Here is an 18936-nt window from a genome sequence, read left to right as displayed (position 1 = left end):
GGGACCCGACATGCGCAAGGCTCTGGCCGCCGCGCTGGTGCTCGCCCTGGCCGGCTGCTCGGTGTCCCAGGCGGCGGGCGGCGGCGACGGGAAGGTCAAGGTCGTCGTCGGCTACCAGTCCAAGACCATCAACACGGTGACCGCCGGGACGCTGCTTCGCTCGCTCGGCTACCTGGAGAAGCGGCTCGGCGACCGCTACACGGTCGAGTGGCAGGACTACGACACCGGCGCCCCCATCACCGCCAAGATGGTCGCCGGAAAGATCGACATAGGCTCGATGGGCGACTACCCGCTGCTCATCAACGCCTCCCGCACCCAGGCCGTCGAGACGGCCCGCACTGAGCTGGTCTCCGTCACCGGCTACAACCTGCGCGGCGGCCTCAACATGGTGGTCGTGCCGCCCGGGTCGAAGGCGAGGACGCTGACCGACCTGAAGGGCACGAAGATCTCCGCCAGCGTCGGCTCCGCCGGCCACGGCACGCTGGTCCAGGCGCTGGAGAAGGCCGGCCTCGACCCCGCCAAGGACGTCGAGGTGGTCAACCACCAACCGGCCGTCGGCGCCGCCCAGCTCGAATCGGGCGGTGTGCAGGGGTACGCCCAGTTCGTCGCCTGGCCGGGGCTGCTGGTCTTCCAGGGCAAGGGCCGGCTGGTCTACGACGGCTCGGCGCTCGACGTGCCGACCTTCCACGGCGTCGTGCTGCGCCAGGCGTACGCCAAGGAGCACCCCGACGTGGTGAAGGCGTTCCTCCAGGCGCAGATCGACGCCACCCGCTACCTGCACGAGCACCCTCTGGCCGCCGCCGAGTCGGTCGCGAAGGTCACGGGGCTGCCGCCCGAGGTCGTCTACCTCTACAACGGCCCGGGCGGCATCTCCACCTTCGACGTCACGCTCAAGCAGCCGCTCCAGGCCGCGCACGAGCACGACGTGGCCTACCTCAAGCGGATCAGCCCCGACTTCGGGGGCGTGAACGTCTCCTCCTTCGTCGACGACCGCTACCTGCGTGAGGCGTACGGGCCGTCGTACGACTCCGACCGGGCCTCGACGGTGAACCAGGCCCGCGTCACCGGCACCGACGCCGCCTGCGGCGGGACCGTGTCCGACCCCGCCACCGCCTCGGAGCTCTGGCCGGCAGGGGAGAGCGCGACCCACCCGGCGGAGACGCCGACATGCCTCCTGCGCCAGATCGCGACGGCCAAGGGCGCCGTGCGGGCCGCCTACGTGCCGGACACCACGACCGGGACCCGGTGGTTCGCCGACAAGTCGATCTGGCTGCGCGACCGTACCGCCCCCGAGAAGGCCCGGCTGCTGCCCTTCACCACCCAGGACGGCGCGGACGCCTACCGCGAGCGCCACCCGAAGGCCGAGCCGGTCACGTACGAGCAGGCGGTCCAGGCGGCCAAGGGCGGGGGTGACGCCTGATGAGTGCCGAGACCGACCTCAAGACCCAGCCGGTGACCTCCTCCGAGCCCCTGTCGACCGGTCCCGTGTCGGCGGGCGTGAGCGGTGGGGCGGCGGCTCCGCGTGAGCGGCGCGGGCGGCGCGGGGCGGCGTGGGCCGTCAGGGCGGCGTCGCTGCTGGCCGCCGCCGCTCTGTGGCAGGTCCTCACCGCCAACGACGTGCGGCTGTGGCTGCGGTTCGACCGGCTGCCCACGCTGGTCGAGATCGGCCGGCAGGCCGCCCGCCAGCTCACCACCCAGCTCTACTACCTGGACCTGCTGCAGAGCCTGGTCAGGATCCTCACCGGGTTCGGGCTCGCCGCCGTGGCGGGCGTCGCCGTGGGGATCGTGGTGGCCAGGTCCCGGCGGAGCGGGTACGTGCTGCTGCCGCTGCTCGAAGCGGTGCGGCCGATCCCGGCCATCGCGCTGGTGCCCGTGGCGATCCTGCTCTTCCCGGCGGACGAGCAGGGGATCGTGTTCATCACGTTCGCCGCCGCCTTCTTCCCGATCATGGTGAGCACCCGGCACGCCGCGCGGGCGCTGCCGACGCTGTGGGAGGACGCGGTCAGGACCCTCGGCGGCGGGCGGCGGCACGTGCTGTGGCACGTGGTGCTGCCCGGCATCCTGCCGGGGGTGTTCGGCGGGCTGTCGGTCGGCATGGGCGTGGCGTGGATCTGCGTCATCTCGGCCGAGATGATCTCCGGCGAGTTCGGCGTCGGCTACCGGACGTGGAGCTCGTACACGATCGTCGACTACCCGGCCGTGATCGTCGGCATGATCACCATCGGGCTGCTGGGCTGGCTCACCTCGGCGGGGGTCGAGCTGGTCGGCCGGCGGGTCACCCGCTGGCTGCCCCGCGCGGAAGGGAGCGGCGCATGAGCGCGACGACAGCGGAGACCGCAGGGGAGATCGTCCAGGGAGGGCTCGGGTTCACGCTCGACGGGCTGTCCCTGGGATACGGCGGCGGCCTGGTGCTGCGTGATGTGGACCTGGAGGTGCGGCCCGGCGAGGTGCTCGTCATCGTGGGAGCGTCCGGGTCGGGCAAGTCCACGCTGCTGCGGGCACTGGCCGGGCTGCTCAGGCCGTACGACGGGAAGATCGTCGCAGGCGACGCCGCGTCGACCGGCCACGGAGACGCCGGCCACCGTGATGCCCGCCACCGTGATGCCCACCACCGTGATGCCCACCACCGGGCCATGGTGTTCCAGGACGACGCGCTGCTGCCGTGGCGCAGCGTGCGGCGCAACGTCGAGCTGCCGCTGCGGCTGCGCGGGGTGCCCCGGCGCGAGCGCCGCCCCGCCGCCGACCGGTGGCTTGCGCGGGTCGGCCTGGCCGGGTTCGAGGAGCGGCTGCCGCGCGAGCTGTCCGGCGGGATGCGCCAGCGCGTGCAGCTCGCCCGCGCCCTGGTCGCCGCGCCGCGCGCCGTGCTGATGGACGAGCCGTTCGGCGCGCTCGACGCCCAGACCCGCGCCGGGATGCAGCGCCTCCTGCTGGACGTGCTGCGCGACACCCGGGCCACCGTCGTCTTCGTCACCCACGACGTGGACGAGGCGCTGCTGCTCGCCGACCGCGTCGTGGTGCTCGGGCGGGGCGGCGTCCGCTCGCTGATCGACGTGCCCACGCCGCGCGAGCCCGCCGCCGACCGCGGCGCGCTGCGCGCCAGGATCCTGGAGGAGCTGTAGATGGACGTCCCCGCGATCGAGGACCGCCTGCACCTGGAGTGCGAGGTGCTGGTCGTCGGCGGCGGCACCGCCGGCACGATGGCCGCGATCACCGCCGCCGAGCGCGGCGCCCGCGTGCTGCTGCTGGAGAAGGCGCACGTACGGCACAGCGGCGCCCTGGCCATGGGCATGGACGGCGTCAACAACGCGGTCATCCCCGGCAAGGCCACGCCGGAGGACTACGTCGCCGAGATCACCCGGGCCAACGACGGCGTCGTCAACCAGAAGACGATCTACCAGACCGCCACCCGGGGCCACGCCATGGTGCGCCGCCTCGAACGGTACGGCGTGAAGTTCGAGAAGGACGAGCACGGCGAGTACGCGGTGCGCAAGGTGCACCGCTCGGGCAGCTACGTGCTGCCCATGCCCGAGGGCAAGGACGTCAAGAAGGTCCTCTACCGGGTGCTGCGCCACCGCGACCTGCGCGAGCGGGTGCGCATCGAGAACCGGGTCATGCCCGTGAGGGTGCTCACCGAGGGCGGCCGGGCCGTGGGGATCGCTGGGTTCGACACCCGTTCCGGGCGGTTCGTCACGGTGTCGGCCGGGGCGGTCATCCTCGCCACCGGCGCGTGCGGCAGGCTCGGGCTGCCCGCCAGCGGCTACCTGTACGGGACGTACGAGAACCCGACGAACGCCGGCGACGGCTACGCCATGGCCTACCACGCGGGCGCCGAGCTGAGCGGCATCGAGTGCTTCCAGATCAACCCGCTGATCAAGGACTACAACGGCCCGGCCTGCGCGTACGTGGCCAACCCGTTCGGCGGCTACCAGGTCAACAACCGCGGCGAGCGGTTCGTCGACTCCGACTACTGGTCGGGGCAGATGATGTCCGAGGTGGCCGCCGAGATCGCCTCCGCGCGCGGACCCATCTACCTCAAGCTCACGCACCTGCCCGAGGAGACGATCGCGGCGGTGGAGGGCATCCTGCACTCGACCGAGCGGCCCACACGTGGCACGTTCCACGCGGGGCGCGGCCACGACTACCGCACGCATGACGTGGAGATGCACATCTCCGAGATCGGGCTCTGCGGCGGGCACTCCGCGTCGGGCGTGTGGGTGGACGAGCACGGTGCGACGACCGTGCCCGGCCTGTACGCGGTGGGCGACCTGGCGTGCGTGCCGCACAACTACATGATCGGCGCGTTCGTCTTCGGCGACCTGGCCGGCGCCCACGCCACCGAGCACCGGGCCGCCCCCGGCGGTGCGCCGCCCGAGGACCAGGTGGCCGCCGCGCACGAGCTGGTCTACCGCCCGCTGCGCAACCCCGACGGCCCGCCGCACGCCCAGGTGGAGTACAAGCTGCGCCGCTTCGTCAACGACTACGTCGCCCCGCCCAAGACCGGCGCGAAGCTGGAGATCGCCCTGGAGTCGTTCGAGCGGATGCGCGGCGAGATCGCCGCGATGGGCGCGCGCACCCCGCACGAGCTGATGCGCTGCGCCGAGGTGGACTTCATCCGCGACTGCGCCGAGATGGCCGCCCGCGCCTCGATCACCCGCACCGAGAGCCGCTGGGGCCTCTACCACGAGCGTGCCGACCAGCCGCGGCGCGACGACGGGGAGTGGCTGTTCCACCTGAACCTGCGCCGCCGGGCCGACGGCGCCATGGAGTTCGTCAAGCGGCCGGTGGAGCCGTACCTGGTGCCGGTCGAGGGGTTCGAGCCGGTCGCCGCCGAGCCGGTGCTGCTCGGGGCGCACACCTCCACGGCGGTGCGGCGGGCCCCCGCGCACGGCCGCGCCGAGCGGGCCTCGGTCGGCCGCTCGCCCCGCATCCTGGAGCTGCACCGGCTGGCGGAGGAGCAGCCCACGGTCGAGCGCCTCACGCCGTACCTCGACGACCCCGACCCCAAGGTGCGGCGCGCCGCCATCGCCACCCTCACCGAGACCGTGCCCGCGGGCACGGGGGCGGCCCTCGTGGCCGCTCTGGGTGACGCGCACGGCACGGTACGGCGGGCCGCCGCCACCGGCCTGCGGGAGCTGGTCGAGGTGCTGCCCGCCACGCCCGAGCTGGGGACGGCCCTGACCGCGAGGTTGTCCGGCGCGGACGCGCTCGTGCGTGCCACGGTGCTGGACGTGCTGCGGAGCCTGCGGCTCGGCGGCCGCGACGTGTTCGTGGCGGGGCTGGGCGATGCCGACCACCGGGTGCGCATCGAGGCCGTCCGGGGGCTCGTGTCGCTGGACGAGACCGACGTGCTCGCCGCCGCCGTGGCCGACCCGTCCCGGGAGGTGCGGGTGTGGGCGGCCAAGGGCATCGGGCTCGTCGGCAAGCCGTCGGCCGCCCTGGAGACGCTGGCCGAGGATGCGGACCCGCTGGTCAGAGCGGCGGCGCTGGAGTCGTCGGGCACGGTCGGCACGCCGCTGGAGGCCCTCGCCGTACGAGGGCTGGCCGACCCGGCATGGGAGGTGCGGGTGGGCGCGGCGCGCTGCCTCGCGGCGGCGGGCCCCGAGACGGCGGCGGCCCCGCTCATCGTGGCGCTGTCGGACGCCAACCTCGACGTGCGCAAGGCGGCCGTGCTGGCGCTGACCCGCTGGGCGGAACGTGCCGAGGTGGCCGCCGCGCTGCGTGACGCCCTCACCGACGCCGACGCCGACGTCCGCGCCTACGCCCGCCGAGCCCTGACGCCGTGATCAGGCTTTCAGGTGGCGGAGAGGCCGCTGCACAGCAGCACGGCCGGCCCCAGGGCGACCGACACGTTCACCGCCGTGGCCGCGGCGAACGCCGCCACCGGCCGCCACCCCGCCTCCCGCAGCGAGGAGTCCTCATGGGAGTGCCTTCCCGCGGGGGATGCGCGGGACGGGAGGCGGGCGGAGGCACCCCAGTCCTCCACCCGCCGTTCGCCGATCCCGTCAGCGGCCTCGATCATGCGCTATATTTCCTACGAAAGCAATAGGAATTGTTGGAATGGTCAAGGGGTCTTGATCTCGACACCAATGAAGGGCGAATCTTCATGAATCTCCCGGTCCGGACGCCTACCCTCGTGCCCATGCTGATCGAAGACGGGAACGCCTCGGCCGTGGAGGCACTGATCCCCGCCCCGGAGCGCTCGGTGGCCGCGGTCGTGCCCGAGTCGTCCGGAGCCGGGCACTGGGTGGGCGCGCCCAGCGCGGTCGCCCACGACGGAGTGATCCACCTGGCGTACCGGTTGCGCCGGCCCATCGGGGAGGGGCGCGGCCACGCCGTCGTCGTGGCCCGCTCCACCGACGGCGAGCGGTTCGAGCCGCTGCTGACGATCACGCGTGCGGAGATGGACGCCGAGTCCCTGGAGCGTCCCACGCTCGTCCGCCTGCCCGGCGGGCGCTGGCGCCTCTACCTGAGCTGCGCCACGTACGGGACCAAGCACTGGCGCGTCGAGGTCCTGGAAGCGGACGACCCCGGCTCCTTCGACCCGGCCGCGCGTGCCACCGTCCTGCCCGGCGACCCCAAGACGGGCGTCAAGGACCCGGTCATCGTACGGCGGGGCGGCACCTGGCACCTGTGGGCCTCCTGCCACCCGCTGGCCGACCCCGACGAGGCCGACCAGATGGTCACCGACTACGCGACCAGCGACGACGGCCTGTCCTGGACGTGGCAGGGCACGGCCCTGAGCGGCCGACCCGGCACGTGGGACTCGCGCGGCACCCGGGTGAGCGCCGTGCGCTTCACCCCGGCCGGCGTGCTGGCCTTCTACGACGGCCGGGCGAGCGCCGCCGAGAACTACGAGGAGCGCACCGGGATCGCGACCGGGACGGACCCGGCGGCGCTGACACCCCTGGGCGACGCCCCGGCCGCCTCGTCCCCGCACGGGGGCGGCGGGCTGCGCTACCTGGACGTGGTGGACCTGCCGGAGGGCGGGGTGCGCCTGTACTACGAGTACACCTGCGCCGACGGCAGCCACGAGCTGCGCACCGAGCTCCGCCCCGCCTGAGCGGCGCCCCGGCCCATGCCCCGCATGAGCCCGCGCCTCGTCGCCGGGGCGCGGGCGGGGACGGCGAGTGGGTCAGCCCTGCTTCGGGCGGCCGTTGCGGGCCTGTCGCTGGCCCGGCGGGCGGGCGCCCACCAGGCCGCCGGAGCGCTCCCGCGGCTGCAGCCAGTCGCTGAAGTCCGCCCCCGTGACCTGTTGCAGCAGCTCGACGTCCTTGGCGAAGTACGGGATCAGCGCCCGCCGCTGCTCCCAGGTGAGCGGCCGGCGAGATTTGCCGCGACGCTGGATCAGGTGCTCCAGGCGGCCGTTCAGCGCCCGCTCCAGCCCGTGCGGCAGGAAGCGCGCCGTGCGGGTCGCCGCCGCCAGCAGGCGGTGCCGCCCGTCCTGCTCGGGGTGGGCCGTGACGTTCTCGCGGGGCACCTCGGTGACCAGGCCCCGCTCGACCCCGAGGAAGCCGGTGATCCGGTCGAGGGTCTCGGCGGGCCGGTCGACGAGGTCGCGGTACCGGAAGACGAGGACCTGGTCGCGGGGGAAGAGGGTGTAGAGGTGCGCGAGCTGCTCGCCGTACCGGCCGAGGCCGACGTAGTGCCAGAAGTGCGCCCACCCGGCCGCGATCCGGCGGGGCTCGTCGGCGCAGGCGCGCACCACGTCACCGATGGGTTCCAGCCCGGCCGACCACAGGTGCGTCCAGTTGGAGTGGGCCCGCTCGACGGGGTCGCGCAGGATGGCGATCAGCTTCGCGTGCGGGACGAGGGCATGGATGCGCCGCTGCGCGTCCAGGTCGTACAGGTAGAACGGGGTGGCCTCCCCGAGCAGGGCGCCGGGCGGCGCGCCGGCGAAGAGGGCTTCGTAGTCGGCTCTGCGCCAGACGTGCTCCCGGTAGGTGGGCGCGTCGCCGGGGCCGCCGCGGGTGGGGGGCGGTCCGTCGGTCAGGAAGAACTTCGGCTCCTTGACGTGCGGCAGGTGGAGTCCGGGGTGCTGCTGGAGCGCGGCGTGCAGGGCCGTGGTGCCGGCCTTGGGGGCGCCGATCACCAGGAAGTGGGGCAGCGGCATCGTCCTCGTCCTTCCTTCTCTCCATGCTCCGTCAATCCTTATTTTCCTACCAAATGTGTGGGATAATCTAGTCATGAGTCTGGACAGGACCCGCTCACCCAGCGCCCGCGCGGAATCCCCACTGACCGCCGCGATCCTGGCCGGCAGGTGGATCAGGTCGGCGGCGGTGGACGACGCGCAGGGCCGGCACTGGCAGGCGAACCCCGATCTCCGCGGCCGGCCGGCGGCCACCCCCGAGGAGCCCTGGTCGTTGTACTCCGGCGGCGCGGGCATCGTGCTGTTCTTCCTGGAGCTCGCCGCCGCCACCGGCCACGAGGCGTACCTCGACGACGCCCGGGCCGGAGCCCGCCGCCTGGCCGCCACCTGGCGTGACCAGGGCGACCTTTCTCTCTACCATGGCCTGACCGGCGTCATGATCGCACTCATGGAGGCCGGCTGGGCTCTCGGCGACGCCCGTTTCGAGTCCGAGGCCAGGGCCATCGCCGACCTGATCGTCAGCAGGGGGCGCACGGCCGACGGCGAGGCCGGCTGGTCGCCCGACCCGGCGCAGCGCGGCGACGGCGGCATCGTGCTCGGCCTGCTGAGGGCCGGGGCCCACCTGGGCGTGCCGGCCTACGAGGAGTTCGCCGTCGAGGCCGGTCTGCGCATCGCGCGGCTGCCCGTGCCGGGCCACCTGTTCGGCGACTGCGCCGACCTGCCGGTGGACGCGGTGACGCCGGGCTTCCTCGCCGGTACGGCCGGCACGGCGTTCCTGCTCGCCCGCCTGTACGGCGTCAGCGGCGACGACCGCTTCCTGCGCGCGGCGCGCAGCGGGGCGGACTTCGTGCGCGAGGTCAGCATCGTGAGCGGCGACTCCGCGGTGGTGCCCCACCACGTGCCGCACGCCCGCGGGCTGCACTACCTGGGCTTCTGCTCCGGCTCGGCCGGGGTGGCGCGGATGTTCTACGAGCTGCACCAGGTGGCCGGCGACCCGGGCGACCTCGACTGGGTGGAGCGCCTGGCGCGGGGCATCACGAGCAGCGGCGTGCCGTACCGGCAGACCGAGGGCTACTGGAACGTGGCCTGCCAGTGCTGCGGCGCGGCCGGGCTGATCGAGCTGTTCGTCGGGCTGTGGGCGGCGACCGGGCGCGTGGCCCACCTGGACTTCGCCCGGACGCTGGCCGGCAACCTCATCGGCCGAGCCAGCGACCACGACGGCCACGGCTACCGGTGGTACCAGGCGTACCGGCGGCTGCGGCCGGAGGAGGTCAGCGCGGACACCGGTTACATGGTCGGCGCGGCCGGCATCGGCGCCGCGCTGCTCCACCTCGACGCCGCCGGCCAGGCCGCCCGGGCACGCCGGGTGATCCTGCTGCCCGACAACCCGTTCCCCGCCATCCCGCTGCCGCCCACCGCCCTGGCCGCCTCCTGACTGACCGCATCCGTATCGAGGTCCATCCGTCTGCCTGTTCCCTACTGTTCCTACTGGTTTTACATGTGAGGAGCCCCTCTGATGACCGCGACCACGGACGCGCCCGCCTACGCCAGCGTGGCCGATCTTGAGACCCACGGCCCGTACGGCCCCGGGCGCCTGCACACCTCCCCGACGTGGAACCGCCCGATCTACCCCTTCCAGGGCCGGGTGACCGCCGACGGCTCCAGCGGCTACCGGGCCGAGCCGGGCCGCTACCACCTCTACGTCGCCTGGGTCTGCCCCTGGGCGCAGCGCGCCGCGATCGCGCGGAAGCTGGCCGGGCTGGAGGACGTGGTGTCGCTGTCGTACGTGGACGACGACCGCGACGGCCGCGGCTGGGCCTTCCGCGAGCGGCGCGGTCCCGACCCGGTCAACGGCTTCACGCTGCTGGAGCAGGCATACGAGGCCACGGAGCCGGGCTACCGCGGCCACATCTCCGTGCCCGTGCTCTGGGACCGGCGTACCGGCCGGATCGTCAGCAACCACTTCCCCGACATCACCCTCGACCTCGGCACCCAGTTCCGGGAGTGGGCCGACCCGTCCGTGGACCTCTACCCCGAGGACCGGCGGGAGGAGATCGACGCGCTCAACGAGGAGATCCTCCAGGAGGTCAACCACGCGCCCGGCAGGGTGGCCGCCGCCGGGACGCAGGACGAGTACGAGGAGTCGCGCCACCGCGCGGTCGCCGCGCTGGAGCGCCTGGAGGAGCGGCTGGCGACGCGGCGGTTCCTGCTCGGCGACCGGATCACCGAGGCGGACGTGCGGCTGTGGCCGACGCTGGCCCGGTTCGACCTCCTCCACAACCCGCAGGCGCGGATCAGCGAGCGGGCCCTGACCGACTTCCCTGCCCTGTGGGGGTACGCCCGCGACCTCTACCAGCGGCCCGCCTTCCGGGAGACGACCGACTTCGCCACGTTCCGCACCAGCCCGTCCGGAGGGGACGGGCTCGTGCGGATCGCCGTCGAGCCGGTGGAGGCTGACTGGGGCGCCCCGCACGACCGCGACCGCCTGGCCGCCTCCTGATCGGTTGTTACCCTTTGCTGCGCGCGCCGGGGCGTACCGGCGCGCCTCCCCTGGAGGAGTCCTCCGTGACCACGACCAGACCCGCTTACGACGCCGCCGGCGCGCACGGCTCGGGCGAGCCGGAGGAGTTCCCCGGCGACGTCCACTGGTACGACCTGCCCGACGACGACGCCGAGCCCGACGAGGGGCCCGGCGTCCCGTAGCGGCGAACCTGACGCCGTGACGCAGGGCCGTCTCAGCATGCGGGCGTGCCTAATGCCTATAAAACAGGTAGGTTAATATGGATTAGGCGCCGGGCTGGGACCCGGCGACTTGTCCCCCTGTTCCCCGAAGGGCATTCGCATGTCATCGTCCACACCCCGCCCGGTCCTCGCGTCCCTCGCCGTCGCCGTCGCCGCCTGCCTGCTCAGCGCCTGCGGCGGCGGGGCCCCGGCCGCCGGCGCCGCCGCGGCGGCCGGCAAGCCGGTGTACGGGGGGACGCTGACGTACCTCGAACACCAGGCGCCGACCTGCCTCTACCTGCCGGCGGCCGGCTTCTATCCGAACGGCGGCGTGCTCAACCAGCTCACCGACAAGCTCACCTGGCAGAACCCGGAGACGTTGGAGATCGAGCCGTGGATCGCCACCTCGTGGGAGGTGAACAAGGACGCCACGCAGTACACCTTCCACCTGCGTGACGGCGTGACCTTCAGCGACGGCACGCCGCTCGACGCCGACGCCGTCGCGGCCAACTTCGACGTGTACGGCAAGGGCGACCCCGCGCTCAAGCTGCCCGTCGCCGAGTTCGTCAACAACTACGAGCGCAGCGAGGTCCTCGACAAGAAGACCGTGCGCTTCCACTTCGGCAAGCCCTCGCCCGGCTTCCTCCAGGGCACCTCCGTCATCGGCGCCGGCCTGGTGTCGAAGAAGACGATCTCACTGCCGTACGAGGAGCAGTGCCAGCTCAAGAACGTCGTCGGCTCCGGCCCGTTCACGCTCGCCGGGCAGGTCGTGGACAAGGAGATCGACCTGGCGGCCCGCAAGGACTACGACTGGGCGCCCAAGTCCAGCGCCCACCAGGGCCGCGCGTACCTCGACCAGATCAAGATCATTGTGACGCCCGAGGACAACGTCCGCGTCGGCGCGCTCACCTCCGGCCAGGCCGACTACGTCCGCTACGTGCAGGCGTACGACGAGCAGACCGTCAAGGACGCCGGGTTCACCATCCGCGCCGAGCCCACCCGGGGCGTCAACAACGGCCTCTACCTGCGTCCGGCCAACAGCATCCTGCGGGACATCAAGGTCCGGAGAGCGCTCCAGAAGGGCACGAACGCCAAGGAGGTCGTCGACACCCTCTTCACCCCGAGCTACCCGGTCGCGACGTCGGTCCTCAGCCACCTCGCGCAGGGCTACGTCGACCTGTCCAAGGAGCTGGCCTACGACCCCGAGGCCGCGGCGAAGCTGCTCGACGAGGCCGGCTGGGCGAAGGGCGCCGACGGCGTCCGCGAGAAGGACGGCAGGAAGCTCCAGCTCGGCGTCTTCGTCTCCGGCCCCCAGCCGCTGTCGAAGCAGACCCTGGAGCTCGTCGGCCAGCAGTGGGCCAAGCTCGGTGTGAAGCTGGAGATCCGGCCCGCCGACGCCGGCACGCAGGCCGTGGACATCAAGAACGCGGAGAAGACCGCCGTCGCGCACAGCATGGTCGGCCGCGCCGACCAGGACGTCATCAAGAGCCACTTCCACACGAAGAACCGCGACGTCATCCTGTCGAACGACAAGACGCTCGACCGGCTGCTGGAGGAGGAGTCGGCCCTCGCCGACGTGGCCAAGCGCAACGCCAAGGTCGCCGAGATCCAGCGCTACGTGGTCGACCAGGCGTACGCCATCCCGCTGTTCGAGGAGCCGCAGGTGTACGGCGTGGCGCCGAACGTCCACGGCGTCGCCTTCGAGGCGGTGGCCCGGCCGAGCTTCTACTCGGTCTGGAAGTCATGAGCGGATCCGCCAGGTACCTCCTGTCGCGCGCGGGGCAGGCGGCGCTCGTCCTGTGGGCCGCCTTCACCGCCGGCTACGTGCTCCTCCAGCTCCTGCCCGGTGACGCGATCCTCATCAAGTTCCAGAACCCGGAGCTCGGCCTGTCACCCGAGCAGATCGCCGAGATCCGCGCCTACTACGGCACGAACGGCCCCGGCGCCTACCTGCACACGCTGCTCGGCTTCCTGCGAGCGGACTTCGGCTACTCGATCGACACCGGGACGCCCGTGGCCGAGCGGCTGGCCGAGGGCCTGCCGGCCACCGCGAGGCTGGCGGGCTCGGCGTTCGCGCTGGCCGTGCTGATCGCCGTGGCCGTCGCGTTCGCCTCCTGCCACGCCCGGCTCGGCTGGATCCGGGGGGCGCTCCAGGCGGTGCCGTCGCTGTTCATCTCGGTCCCGGCGTTCTGGCTCGGCATCGTGCTCATCCAGGTGTTCTCGTTCCGGCTGCGGCTGGTGCCGGTGATCGGCGGCAGCGAGGCGCAGCAGCTCCTGCTGCCGGTGCTCACGCTCGCCGTGCCGATCTCCGCGCCCATCGCGCAGATCCTCGCGCGCAGCCTCGACCAGGTGCGGGCCCAGGCGTTCGTGCCCGTCGTCGCCGCCAAGGGGGCCTCGCCCGGGTGGATCCTGTGGCGGCACGTGGCGCGCAACGCCCTCCCGCCCACCCTCACCGTGGCGGGGCTGACGTTCGGCGAGCTCATCGCCGGGTCGGTGGTCACCGAGACGGTCTTCGGCCGCAACGGCGTGGGCCGGCTCACCGAGCAGGCGGTCAACGCCCAGGACACGCCGGTGCTGCTGGCCGTCGTCGTGCTCGCCGCGACGGTGTTCGTGCTCGTCAACCTGGTCGTGGACCTGCTGTACCCGGTGCTCGACCCGAGACTGAGGAGGGCCGTCGCGTGAGGCCCGGCCTGATCCTCTCGTGGGCGCTGGTCGTGCTGGTCGCCCTGTGGGCGCTGGCGCCCGGCCTGTTCACCGGGTACGACCCGATCGCCGGGGTGCCGGCGGAGAAGCTGACCGCACCCGGCCCCGGCCACCTGTTCGGCACCGACGCCGTGGGCCGTGACCTGTTCGCCCGGGTGGTGCACGGCGCCGTCCACTCGCTGTCCGGCGCGTTCGTCGCCGTCGCGGTCGGCCTGGTGCTCGGCACGCTGCTCGGCCTGCTCGCCGGCTCGGCCGGCGGGGCGCTGGACGAGGTCGTCATGCGGGTCGTGGACGTGCTGCTCTCCGTGCCGGGGCTGCTCCTCGCGCTCACGGTGATCATCCTGCTCGGGCCCGGCACGGTCAACGTGGCGATCGCCGTGGGAGTGGGGTCCGTCGCCTCGTTCGCCCGCCTGGCGCGCTCGGAGGTGGTGCGGGTACGGCGTACCGACTACGTGGAGGCGGCGTTCGGCAGCGGCGGCCGGTTCCTCGCGGTGCTGTGGCGGCACGTGCTGCCCAACTCGCTCGTCCCGGTCGTCGCGCTGGCCGCCCTCCAGTTCGGCGTCGCGATCCTGGCCATCTCCACGCTCGGGTTCCTCGGGTACGGCGCGGAGCCCCCCACGCCGGAGTGGGGACTGCTCATCGCCGAGGGGCGCAACTACCTGGCCACGGCGTGGTGGCTCACCACGCTGCCGGGAACGGTGGTGGTGGCGGTCGTGCTCGCGGCCAGCCGGATCAGCCGGTCCATCGGGAGGGAGAGCGGATGAGCCTGCTGGAGGTCCGCGACCTCACCGTGTCGTACACGCGGAAGGGACGCCGGGGAGGCGCACAGCCCCGCCCGGCGGTCCACGGGGTGTCGTTCACCGTGGACCCCGGCGAGGTGGTCGCCGTCGTCGGGGAGTCGGGCTCGGGCAAGACCACCACGGCCCAGGCCGTCATCGGCCTGCTCTCGCCGAACGGGCGGGTGGAGAGCGGCGGCATCCTGCTCGGCGGCACCGACATCGCCGGCTGGTCGCAGCGCCACCTCCAGGCGGTGCGCGGCGCCCAGATCGGCCTGGTGCCGCAGGACCCGGCCAACTCCCTCAACCCGGTCAAGCCCGTCGGCGCCCAGATCGGCGAGGCGCTGCGCATCCACCGGCGCGGCGACCGGCGCACGATCGCCCGCCGGGTCGTCGAGCTGCTGGAGCGGGTCGGGCTGCCCGATCCGGAGGTGCGCGCCCGGCAGTACCCGCACGAGTTGTCGGGCGGCATGCGGCAGCGGGTCCTGATCGCCATCGCCGTGGCGCTCGAACCCCGGCTCATCATCGCCGACGAGCCCACCAGCGCCCTGGACGTGACCGTGCAGCGGCGCATCCTCGACCTGATCGACGACCTGCGCGCCGAGTCGGGCACGGCGGTGCTGCTCGTCACCCACGACCTGGGCGTGGCCATGGACCGCTCCGACCGGCTGGTCGTGATGAAGGACGGGCGGATCGAGGAGCGGGGCGCCACCCGCGCCGTGCTCGGGGCGCCCCGGGCCGCGTACACGGCCCGGCTGCTGCGGGACGCGCCGGCGCTGAGAGCACCGGACTTCCTCGTCGCGGACGGGCCGCGCGAGCCGGCCATCGTGGTGCGCGACCTGGTCAAGGAGTTCCGCGCCGGCGGGCGGCCGTTCCGCGCCGTGGACGAGGTCTCCTTCGAGGTGCCGCGGGGCACCACGCACGCGCTGGTCGGCGAGTCCGGTTCGGGCAAGACCACCACCGCCCGCATGGTCATGCGGCTGGCCGAGCCCACCTCCGGCTCGGTGGCCATCGGCGGCGTCGAGACGGCCGGGCTGCGCGGCGCGCGGCTGCGGGCGCTGCGCCGGGACGTCCAGCTCGTCTACCAGAACCCGTACGGCTCGCTCGACCCCCGGCAGAGCATCGCCGACATCGTCGAGGAGCCGCTGCGCAACTTCGGCCTCGGCGACCGGCGGGCCCGCCGCGACCGGGTGCGCGACCTGCTCGACCGGGTCGCGCTGCCCGCCGACGTGCTCGGCCGCCGGGCCGGGGAGCTGTCCGGCGGGCAGCGCCAGCGCGTCGCCATCGCCCGCGCGCTCGCGCCGGACCCCCAGGTGGTGGTGCTCGACGAGGCGGTCTCGGCCCTGGACGTCACCGTCCAGGCGCAGATCCTCGACCTGCTCGGCGACCTGCAACGCGACCTCGGACTCACCTACCTGTTCATCTCGCACGACCTGGCGGTGGTGCGGCAGATCTCGCACACCGTCTCCGTCATGAGCAAAGGACGCATCGTGGAAACCGGAACGACCCGGCGGCTCTTCGAGAACCCGAGCCACGCCTACACCCGCGCGCTGCTGGCCGCCGTGCCCGGCACGGCCGCCCAGGAGGCGGCCCGATGACAGAGCACCCGGTCACCGGCCGCCGGCTCGGGTTCTTCACCCGCCTCCTCGACGACGCGCCGCCCGCCGAGCGCTACCGCCTGGCCGCCGAGCAGATCGCGCACGCGGAGCGCCACGGCTTCGACACGGCGTGGGTCGCGCAGCACCACTTCAGCGCGACCGAGGGCGGCCTGCCCGCCCCGCTCGTCCTCCTGGCCCACGTCGCGGCCAAGACCAGCCGCATCCGGCTCGGCACCGGCATCATCACGCTGCCTCTGGAGCACCCGGTACGCGTGGCCGAGGACACCGCCGTGCTCGACCAGCTCTCCGGCGGGCGGCTGGAGGTCGGCGTGGGCAGCGGCGGCACTCCGTCGTCGTTCGCCGCCTTCGGCCGCGAGAGCGCCGAACGCGCCGCCCTGTACGCCGAACACCTCGCCGTGCTGGTCAACGCCTGGTCGGGCGGCGACCTCGGCGGCGGCAACCGGCTCTACCCGGCGGCCCCCCGGCTGCTCGGGGCCGTGTGGGAGGCCACGTTCTCGGTCGGCGGGGGCGAGCGGGCCGGGCGGGCGGGCAACGGGCTCATGCTGTCGCGCACGCAGCCGCGGCCCAAGGACGCGCCCGGCCTGACGCTGGCCGAGATCCAGCGGCCCATCGTGGACGCCTACTACGAGCACCTGCCGGCCGGGGCGGCACCCAGGATCATGGCCTCCCGCACGGCGTTCGTGGCCGACACGCGGGAGGAGGCGCTGCGGTACGCGGAGACGGGCCTGGCGCGGGCCGTGCGGCACTTCGAGCTGAGCGGCTTCCCCGTGCCGGCGGACGGCGGGATCGAGCGGCTCATCGCGGCGTTCGACGTCCACGTGGGCACGCCCGACGACGTGATCGCGAGCCTGCGCGCCGATCCCACGCTCGACCGGGTCACCGACCTGGTCTTCCAGGTCCACTCCGTCGATCCGCCGCACCCGCGCATCCTGCGCTCCATCGAGCTGCTCGCGACCGAGGTCGCGCCCGCCCTCGGCTGGGCGCCCCCCTCTCCGGACGGGCTCTCAGCGGCGAACACGTCCCCGTCCCCGTCCCTTCACCGAAGGAACTGAGTACGCCATGAGCACCGACATCATCGACCGGCTGGCGGGCATCGAGCCCGGCTCCCCGCTCGACCGGCTCCGGCGCCGCCGCCCGGACGCCCGCGACCACGCCCAGCGCGGCTACCTCGCCCTCTTCCCCGAGTCCTCAGCCCCGGCCCCGGCCCCGGCCCCGGCCCCGGCCCCGGCCTCAGCCCCGGCCCCGGACACCGGCACGGGGGAGGTGAGCCGGGTGGAGCGGCACGCGGTGGCGGCGTTCGTCGCGGGGCTGCACCGGGACGCCCCGGCGGTCGGGCACTACGCCGGGCTGCTCGCGGCCGACGCCCCCGAGCTGGCGGCGGCCGTGGCGGCCGAGGTCGAGGCAGCCACCACCACCGGACCGTACGGCATCTACCCCGAGGGCCCGCTGGCGGGCGAGAGCGTCCCCGGCCTCGTCCACCGGGTCGGCGACCGCACCGCGCTCGGTGAGCGGCTCGCCGCCGCTCTGGAGCACGCGCACCTCCTCGTGTTCCGGCCGCGCGAGGCGGACAAGGAGGCGCTGCGGGCGCTGGCCCGCGCGGGCTGGAGCACGACCGGGATCGTGACCCTCTCGCAGCTCGTCTCGTTCCTGACCTTCCAGATCCGGGTCGCCACCGGCCTGCGCCTGCTCGGCGCCACCACGCAGACCTCGCACGAGTACCAGGAGGCCCGTCCTTGACCACCGCACCACTCGCCTTCACCACGGACCGGCTCGGCTGGGAGCCGTGGCTGGAGCCGCTCGCCGAGGCCGAGCTGACCGACGCCCACCGCGAGGCGCTGATCGACCAGGCGCGCGTCGACTCGCCGTACTTCCGCCTGCTCGCCCGCGACCCCGCCGTCCTGCACGCGCGCACCAAGACCGACCTCGACATCTTCCACAACGCCGACGGCGGACTGCCGCGCGCCGAGCGGGAGCTGGCGGCCACCGCGACCTCGCGCCACAACGGCTGCGTCTTCTGCGCCTCCGTGCACGCCCGCTTCGCCGCCCACTACTCCAGGCGGCCCGACGACGTCGAGCGGCTGCTGGACGAGGGGGTCGGGGCGGAGCAGGACCGGGTGTGGCGGGCGGTCGTGGACGCGTCCGTGGCGCTCGCCGCCACCCCGTCGGCGCTCACCGGCGGGCACCTCGACGCGTTGCGCGCCGCCGGTCTGGACGACCTGGCGATCAGCGACGTGCTGCACGCGGCGGCGTTCTTCAACTGGGCCAACCGGCTCATGCTGTCCCTCGGCGAGCCGACCGCCCCACCCGCGCCGGCCGGCCCGAACGGCCCGAACGGATCGAACGGCCCAAGCGGTCCGAACGGCTCGAACGGCTCCAACAGCTCGAACAAGGAGTAGGTCATGACCCATCTCGAACTGGACCACCTGGTCTACGCCGTGCCCGACCTGCTCGCCGGCGTGGAGGAGTTCGCCGAACGCACCGGCGTGCAGCCGGTCCCCGGCGGCAGCCACCCGGGCGGCACCGCCAATCACCTCGTCGGGCTCGGCCCCGGCGCGTACCTGGAGATCATCGGCCCCGACCCGGCCGCCGGCCCGGGCGCGCGGCCCCGCGCGTTCGGGCTGGAGACGCTCACCGAGCCCCGGCTGACCGCGTGGGCGGTGCGCGGCGACGATCTGGAGGCACGCGTACGGCGGGCGCGTGAGCGCGGCTACGACCCGGGGAAGGTCGAGCCGCTGTCCCGGGTCCGGCCGGACGGGGTCAGGCTCGACTGGGTGCTCACCCGCCGGGACGACCCGGCGGCGGTGCGGCTGGTGCCGTTCCTCATCGACTGGGGCGACGCGCCGCACCCGGCCGCCTCCGGACTGCCGCAGCTCGGCCTGGTGTCGTTCACCGCCTCGCACCCGGACCCCGAGTCCGTACGGGCGGACCTGGCGGCGCTGGAGGCCGGGCTGGAGGTCACCGAGGGCCCGGAGCCGGCACTGCGCGCCCACCTCGACACCCCGCGCGGCCCAGTGACCCTCACCTGACCGCC

General features: G+C 73.7%; 18 protein-coding genes. 16 read left to right on the top strand and 2 right to left on the bottom strand.

Translation table 11 applies throughout. The features are described from left to right. Positions 1-10: 10 nt before the first annotated feature. The 4 genes from ABZS51_RS10730 to ABZS51_RS10715 are packed head-to-tail and all read left to right on the top strand — an operon-like array spanning position 11 to position 5783. Positions 11-1420, top strand: a complete 1410-nt coding sequence (locus tag ABZS51_RS10730; protein WP_355438533.1) for an ABC transporter substrate-binding protein — start codon at positions 11-13, stop codon at positions 1418-1420. Next, complete coding sequence (locus ABZS51_RS10725; RefSeq protein WP_355438531.1) at positions 1420-2316, top strand: ABC transporter permease; 897 nt, start codon at positions 1420-1422, stop codon at positions 2314-2316. The genes ABZS51_RS10730 and ABZS51_RS10725 overlap by 1 nt, the downstream gene beginning before the upstream one ends. After that, entirely contained in the window at positions 2313-3119 is an 807-nt protein-coding gene (locus ABZS51_RS10720) for an ATP-binding cassette domain-containing protein (protein WP_355438529.1), read from the top strand. Before ABZS51_RS10725 ends, ABZS51_RS10720 begins: the two co-directional genes overlap by 4 nt. Continuing rightward, positions 3120-5783 carry a fumarate reductase/succinate dehydrogenase flavoprotein subunit gene (locus ABZS51_RS10715; RefSeq protein ID WP_355438527.1) on the top strand — a complete coding sequence of 888 codons (2664 nt, stop codon included), beginning with the start codon at positions 3120-3122 and terminating at the stop codon, positions 5781-5783. It begins immediately after the preceding gene. Positions 5784-5791: 8 nt separating this feature from the next. On the opposite strand, the gene ABZS51_RS10710 is transcribed toward ABZS51_RS10715, so the two are convergent. Next, positions 5792-6019 carry a hypothetical protein gene (locus ABZS51_RS10710; RefSeq protein ID WP_355438525.1) on the bottom strand — a complete coding sequence of 76 codons (228 nt, stop codon included), beginning with the start codon at positions 6017-6019 and terminating at the stop codon, positions 5792-5794. A gap of 120 nt (positions 6020-6139) precedes the next feature. On the opposite strand from ABZS51_RS10710, the gene ABZS51_RS10705 reads away from it, so the two are divergent. Then, complete coding sequence (locus ABZS51_RS10705) at positions 6140-7060, top strand: hypothetical protein (protein WP_355438523.1); 921 nt, start codon at positions 6140-6142, stop codon at positions 7058-7060. Between the two features lie 72 nt (positions 7061-7132). On the opposite strand, the gene ABZS51_RS10700 is transcribed toward ABZS51_RS10705, so the two are convergent. After that, on the bottom strand, positions 7133-8110 hold the full coding sequence (locus tag ABZS51_RS10700) for a sulfotransferase (protein ID WP_355438521.1): 978 nt from the start codon (positions 8108-8110) through the stop codon (positions 7133-7135). Positions 8111-8183: 73 nt separating this feature from the next. Between ABZS51_RS10700 and ABZS51_RS10695 the strand changes: the two genes are divergently transcribed. From ABZS51_RS10695 to ABZS51_RS10645, 11 genes are all read left to right on the top strand, one after another. After that, positions 8184-9521, top strand: coding sequence for a lanthionine synthetase LanC family protein (locus ABZS51_RS10695; RefSeq protein ID WP_355438519.1), 1338 nt, complete (start codon positions 8184-8186; stop codon positions 9519-9521). Positions 9522-9602: 81 nt separating this feature from the next. Then, a complete protein-coding gene (locus ABZS51_RS10690) occupies positions 9603-10586 on the top strand; it encodes a glutathione S-transferase C-terminal domain-containing protein (RefSeq protein WP_355438517.1) in 984 nt (327 codons plus the stop codon). 65 nt (positions 10587-10651) lie between these two features. After that, entirely contained in the window at positions 10652-10789 is a 138-nt protein-coding gene (locus ABZS51_RS10685; protein ID WP_355438515.1) for a hypothetical protein, read from the top strand. 139 nt (positions 10790-10928) lie between these two features. Further along, on the top strand, positions 10929-12554 hold the full coding sequence (locus ABZS51_RS10680) for a TIGR04028 family ABC transporter substrate-binding protein (RefSeq protein WP_355438513.1): 1626 nt from the start codon (positions 10929-10931) through the stop codon (positions 12552-12554). After that, on the top strand, positions 12551-13489 hold the full coding sequence (locus tag ABZS51_RS10675; protein WP_355438511.1) for an ABC transporter permease: 939 nt from the start codon (positions 12551-12553) through the stop codon (positions 13487-13489). Before ABZS51_RS10680 ends, ABZS51_RS10675 begins: the two co-directional genes overlap by 4 nt. Then, on the top strand, positions 13486-14274 hold the full coding sequence (locus ABZS51_RS10670) for an ABC transporter permease (protein ID WP_355438509.1): 789 nt from the start codon (positions 13486-13488) through the stop codon (positions 14272-14274). Before ABZS51_RS10675 ends, ABZS51_RS10670 begins: the two co-directional genes overlap by 4 nt. Continuing rightward, positions 14271-15884, top strand: a complete 1614-nt coding sequence (locus ABZS51_RS10665; RefSeq protein WP_355438507.1) for an ABC transporter ATP-binding protein — start codon at positions 14271-14273, stop codon at positions 15882-15884. The genes ABZS51_RS10670 and ABZS51_RS10665 overlap by 4 nt, the downstream gene beginning before the upstream one ends. Continuing rightward, entirely contained in the window at positions 15881-16957 is a 1077-nt protein-coding gene (locus ABZS51_RS10660; RefSeq protein ID WP_355438505.1) for a putative FMN-dependent luciferase-like monooxygenase, read from the top strand. Before ABZS51_RS10665 ends, ABZS51_RS10660 begins: the two co-directional genes overlap by 4 nt. Before the next feature lie 7 nt (positions 16958-16964). Beyond that, the gene (locus ABZS51_RS10655) at positions 16965-17642 is read left to right on the top strand and encodes a CMD domain protein (RefSeq protein ID WP_355438503.1); all 678 of its coding nucleotides are present in this window, start codon (positions 16965-16967) and stop codon (positions 17640-17642) included. Next, positions 17639-18301: an alkylhydroperoxidase domain protein gene (locus ABZS51_RS10650; protein WP_355438501.1), complete on the top strand. Its 663-nt coding sequence runs from the start codon at positions 17639-17641 to the stop codon at positions 18299-18301. Before ABZS51_RS10655 ends, ABZS51_RS10650 begins: the two co-directional genes overlap by 4 nt. 3 nt (positions 18302-18304) lie before the next feature. Then, positions 18305-18931 (top strand): VOC family protein, encoded by a 627-nt coding sequence (locus tag ABZS51_RS10645; RefSeq protein ID WP_355438499.1) that lies wholly within the window; start codon positions 18305-18307, stop codon positions 18929-18931. Positions 18932-18936 lie beyond the last annotated feature (5 nt).

Origin of the sequence: Nonomuraea sp. NPDC005501 (assembly GCF_040605905.1) — a bacterium.
In the GTDB taxonomy this organism is placed as follows: Bacteria; Actinomycetota; Actinomycetes; order Streptosporangiales; family Streptosporangiaceae; genus Nonomuraea.
This window is presented reverse-complemented; position numbering and strand designations above follow the sequence as displayed.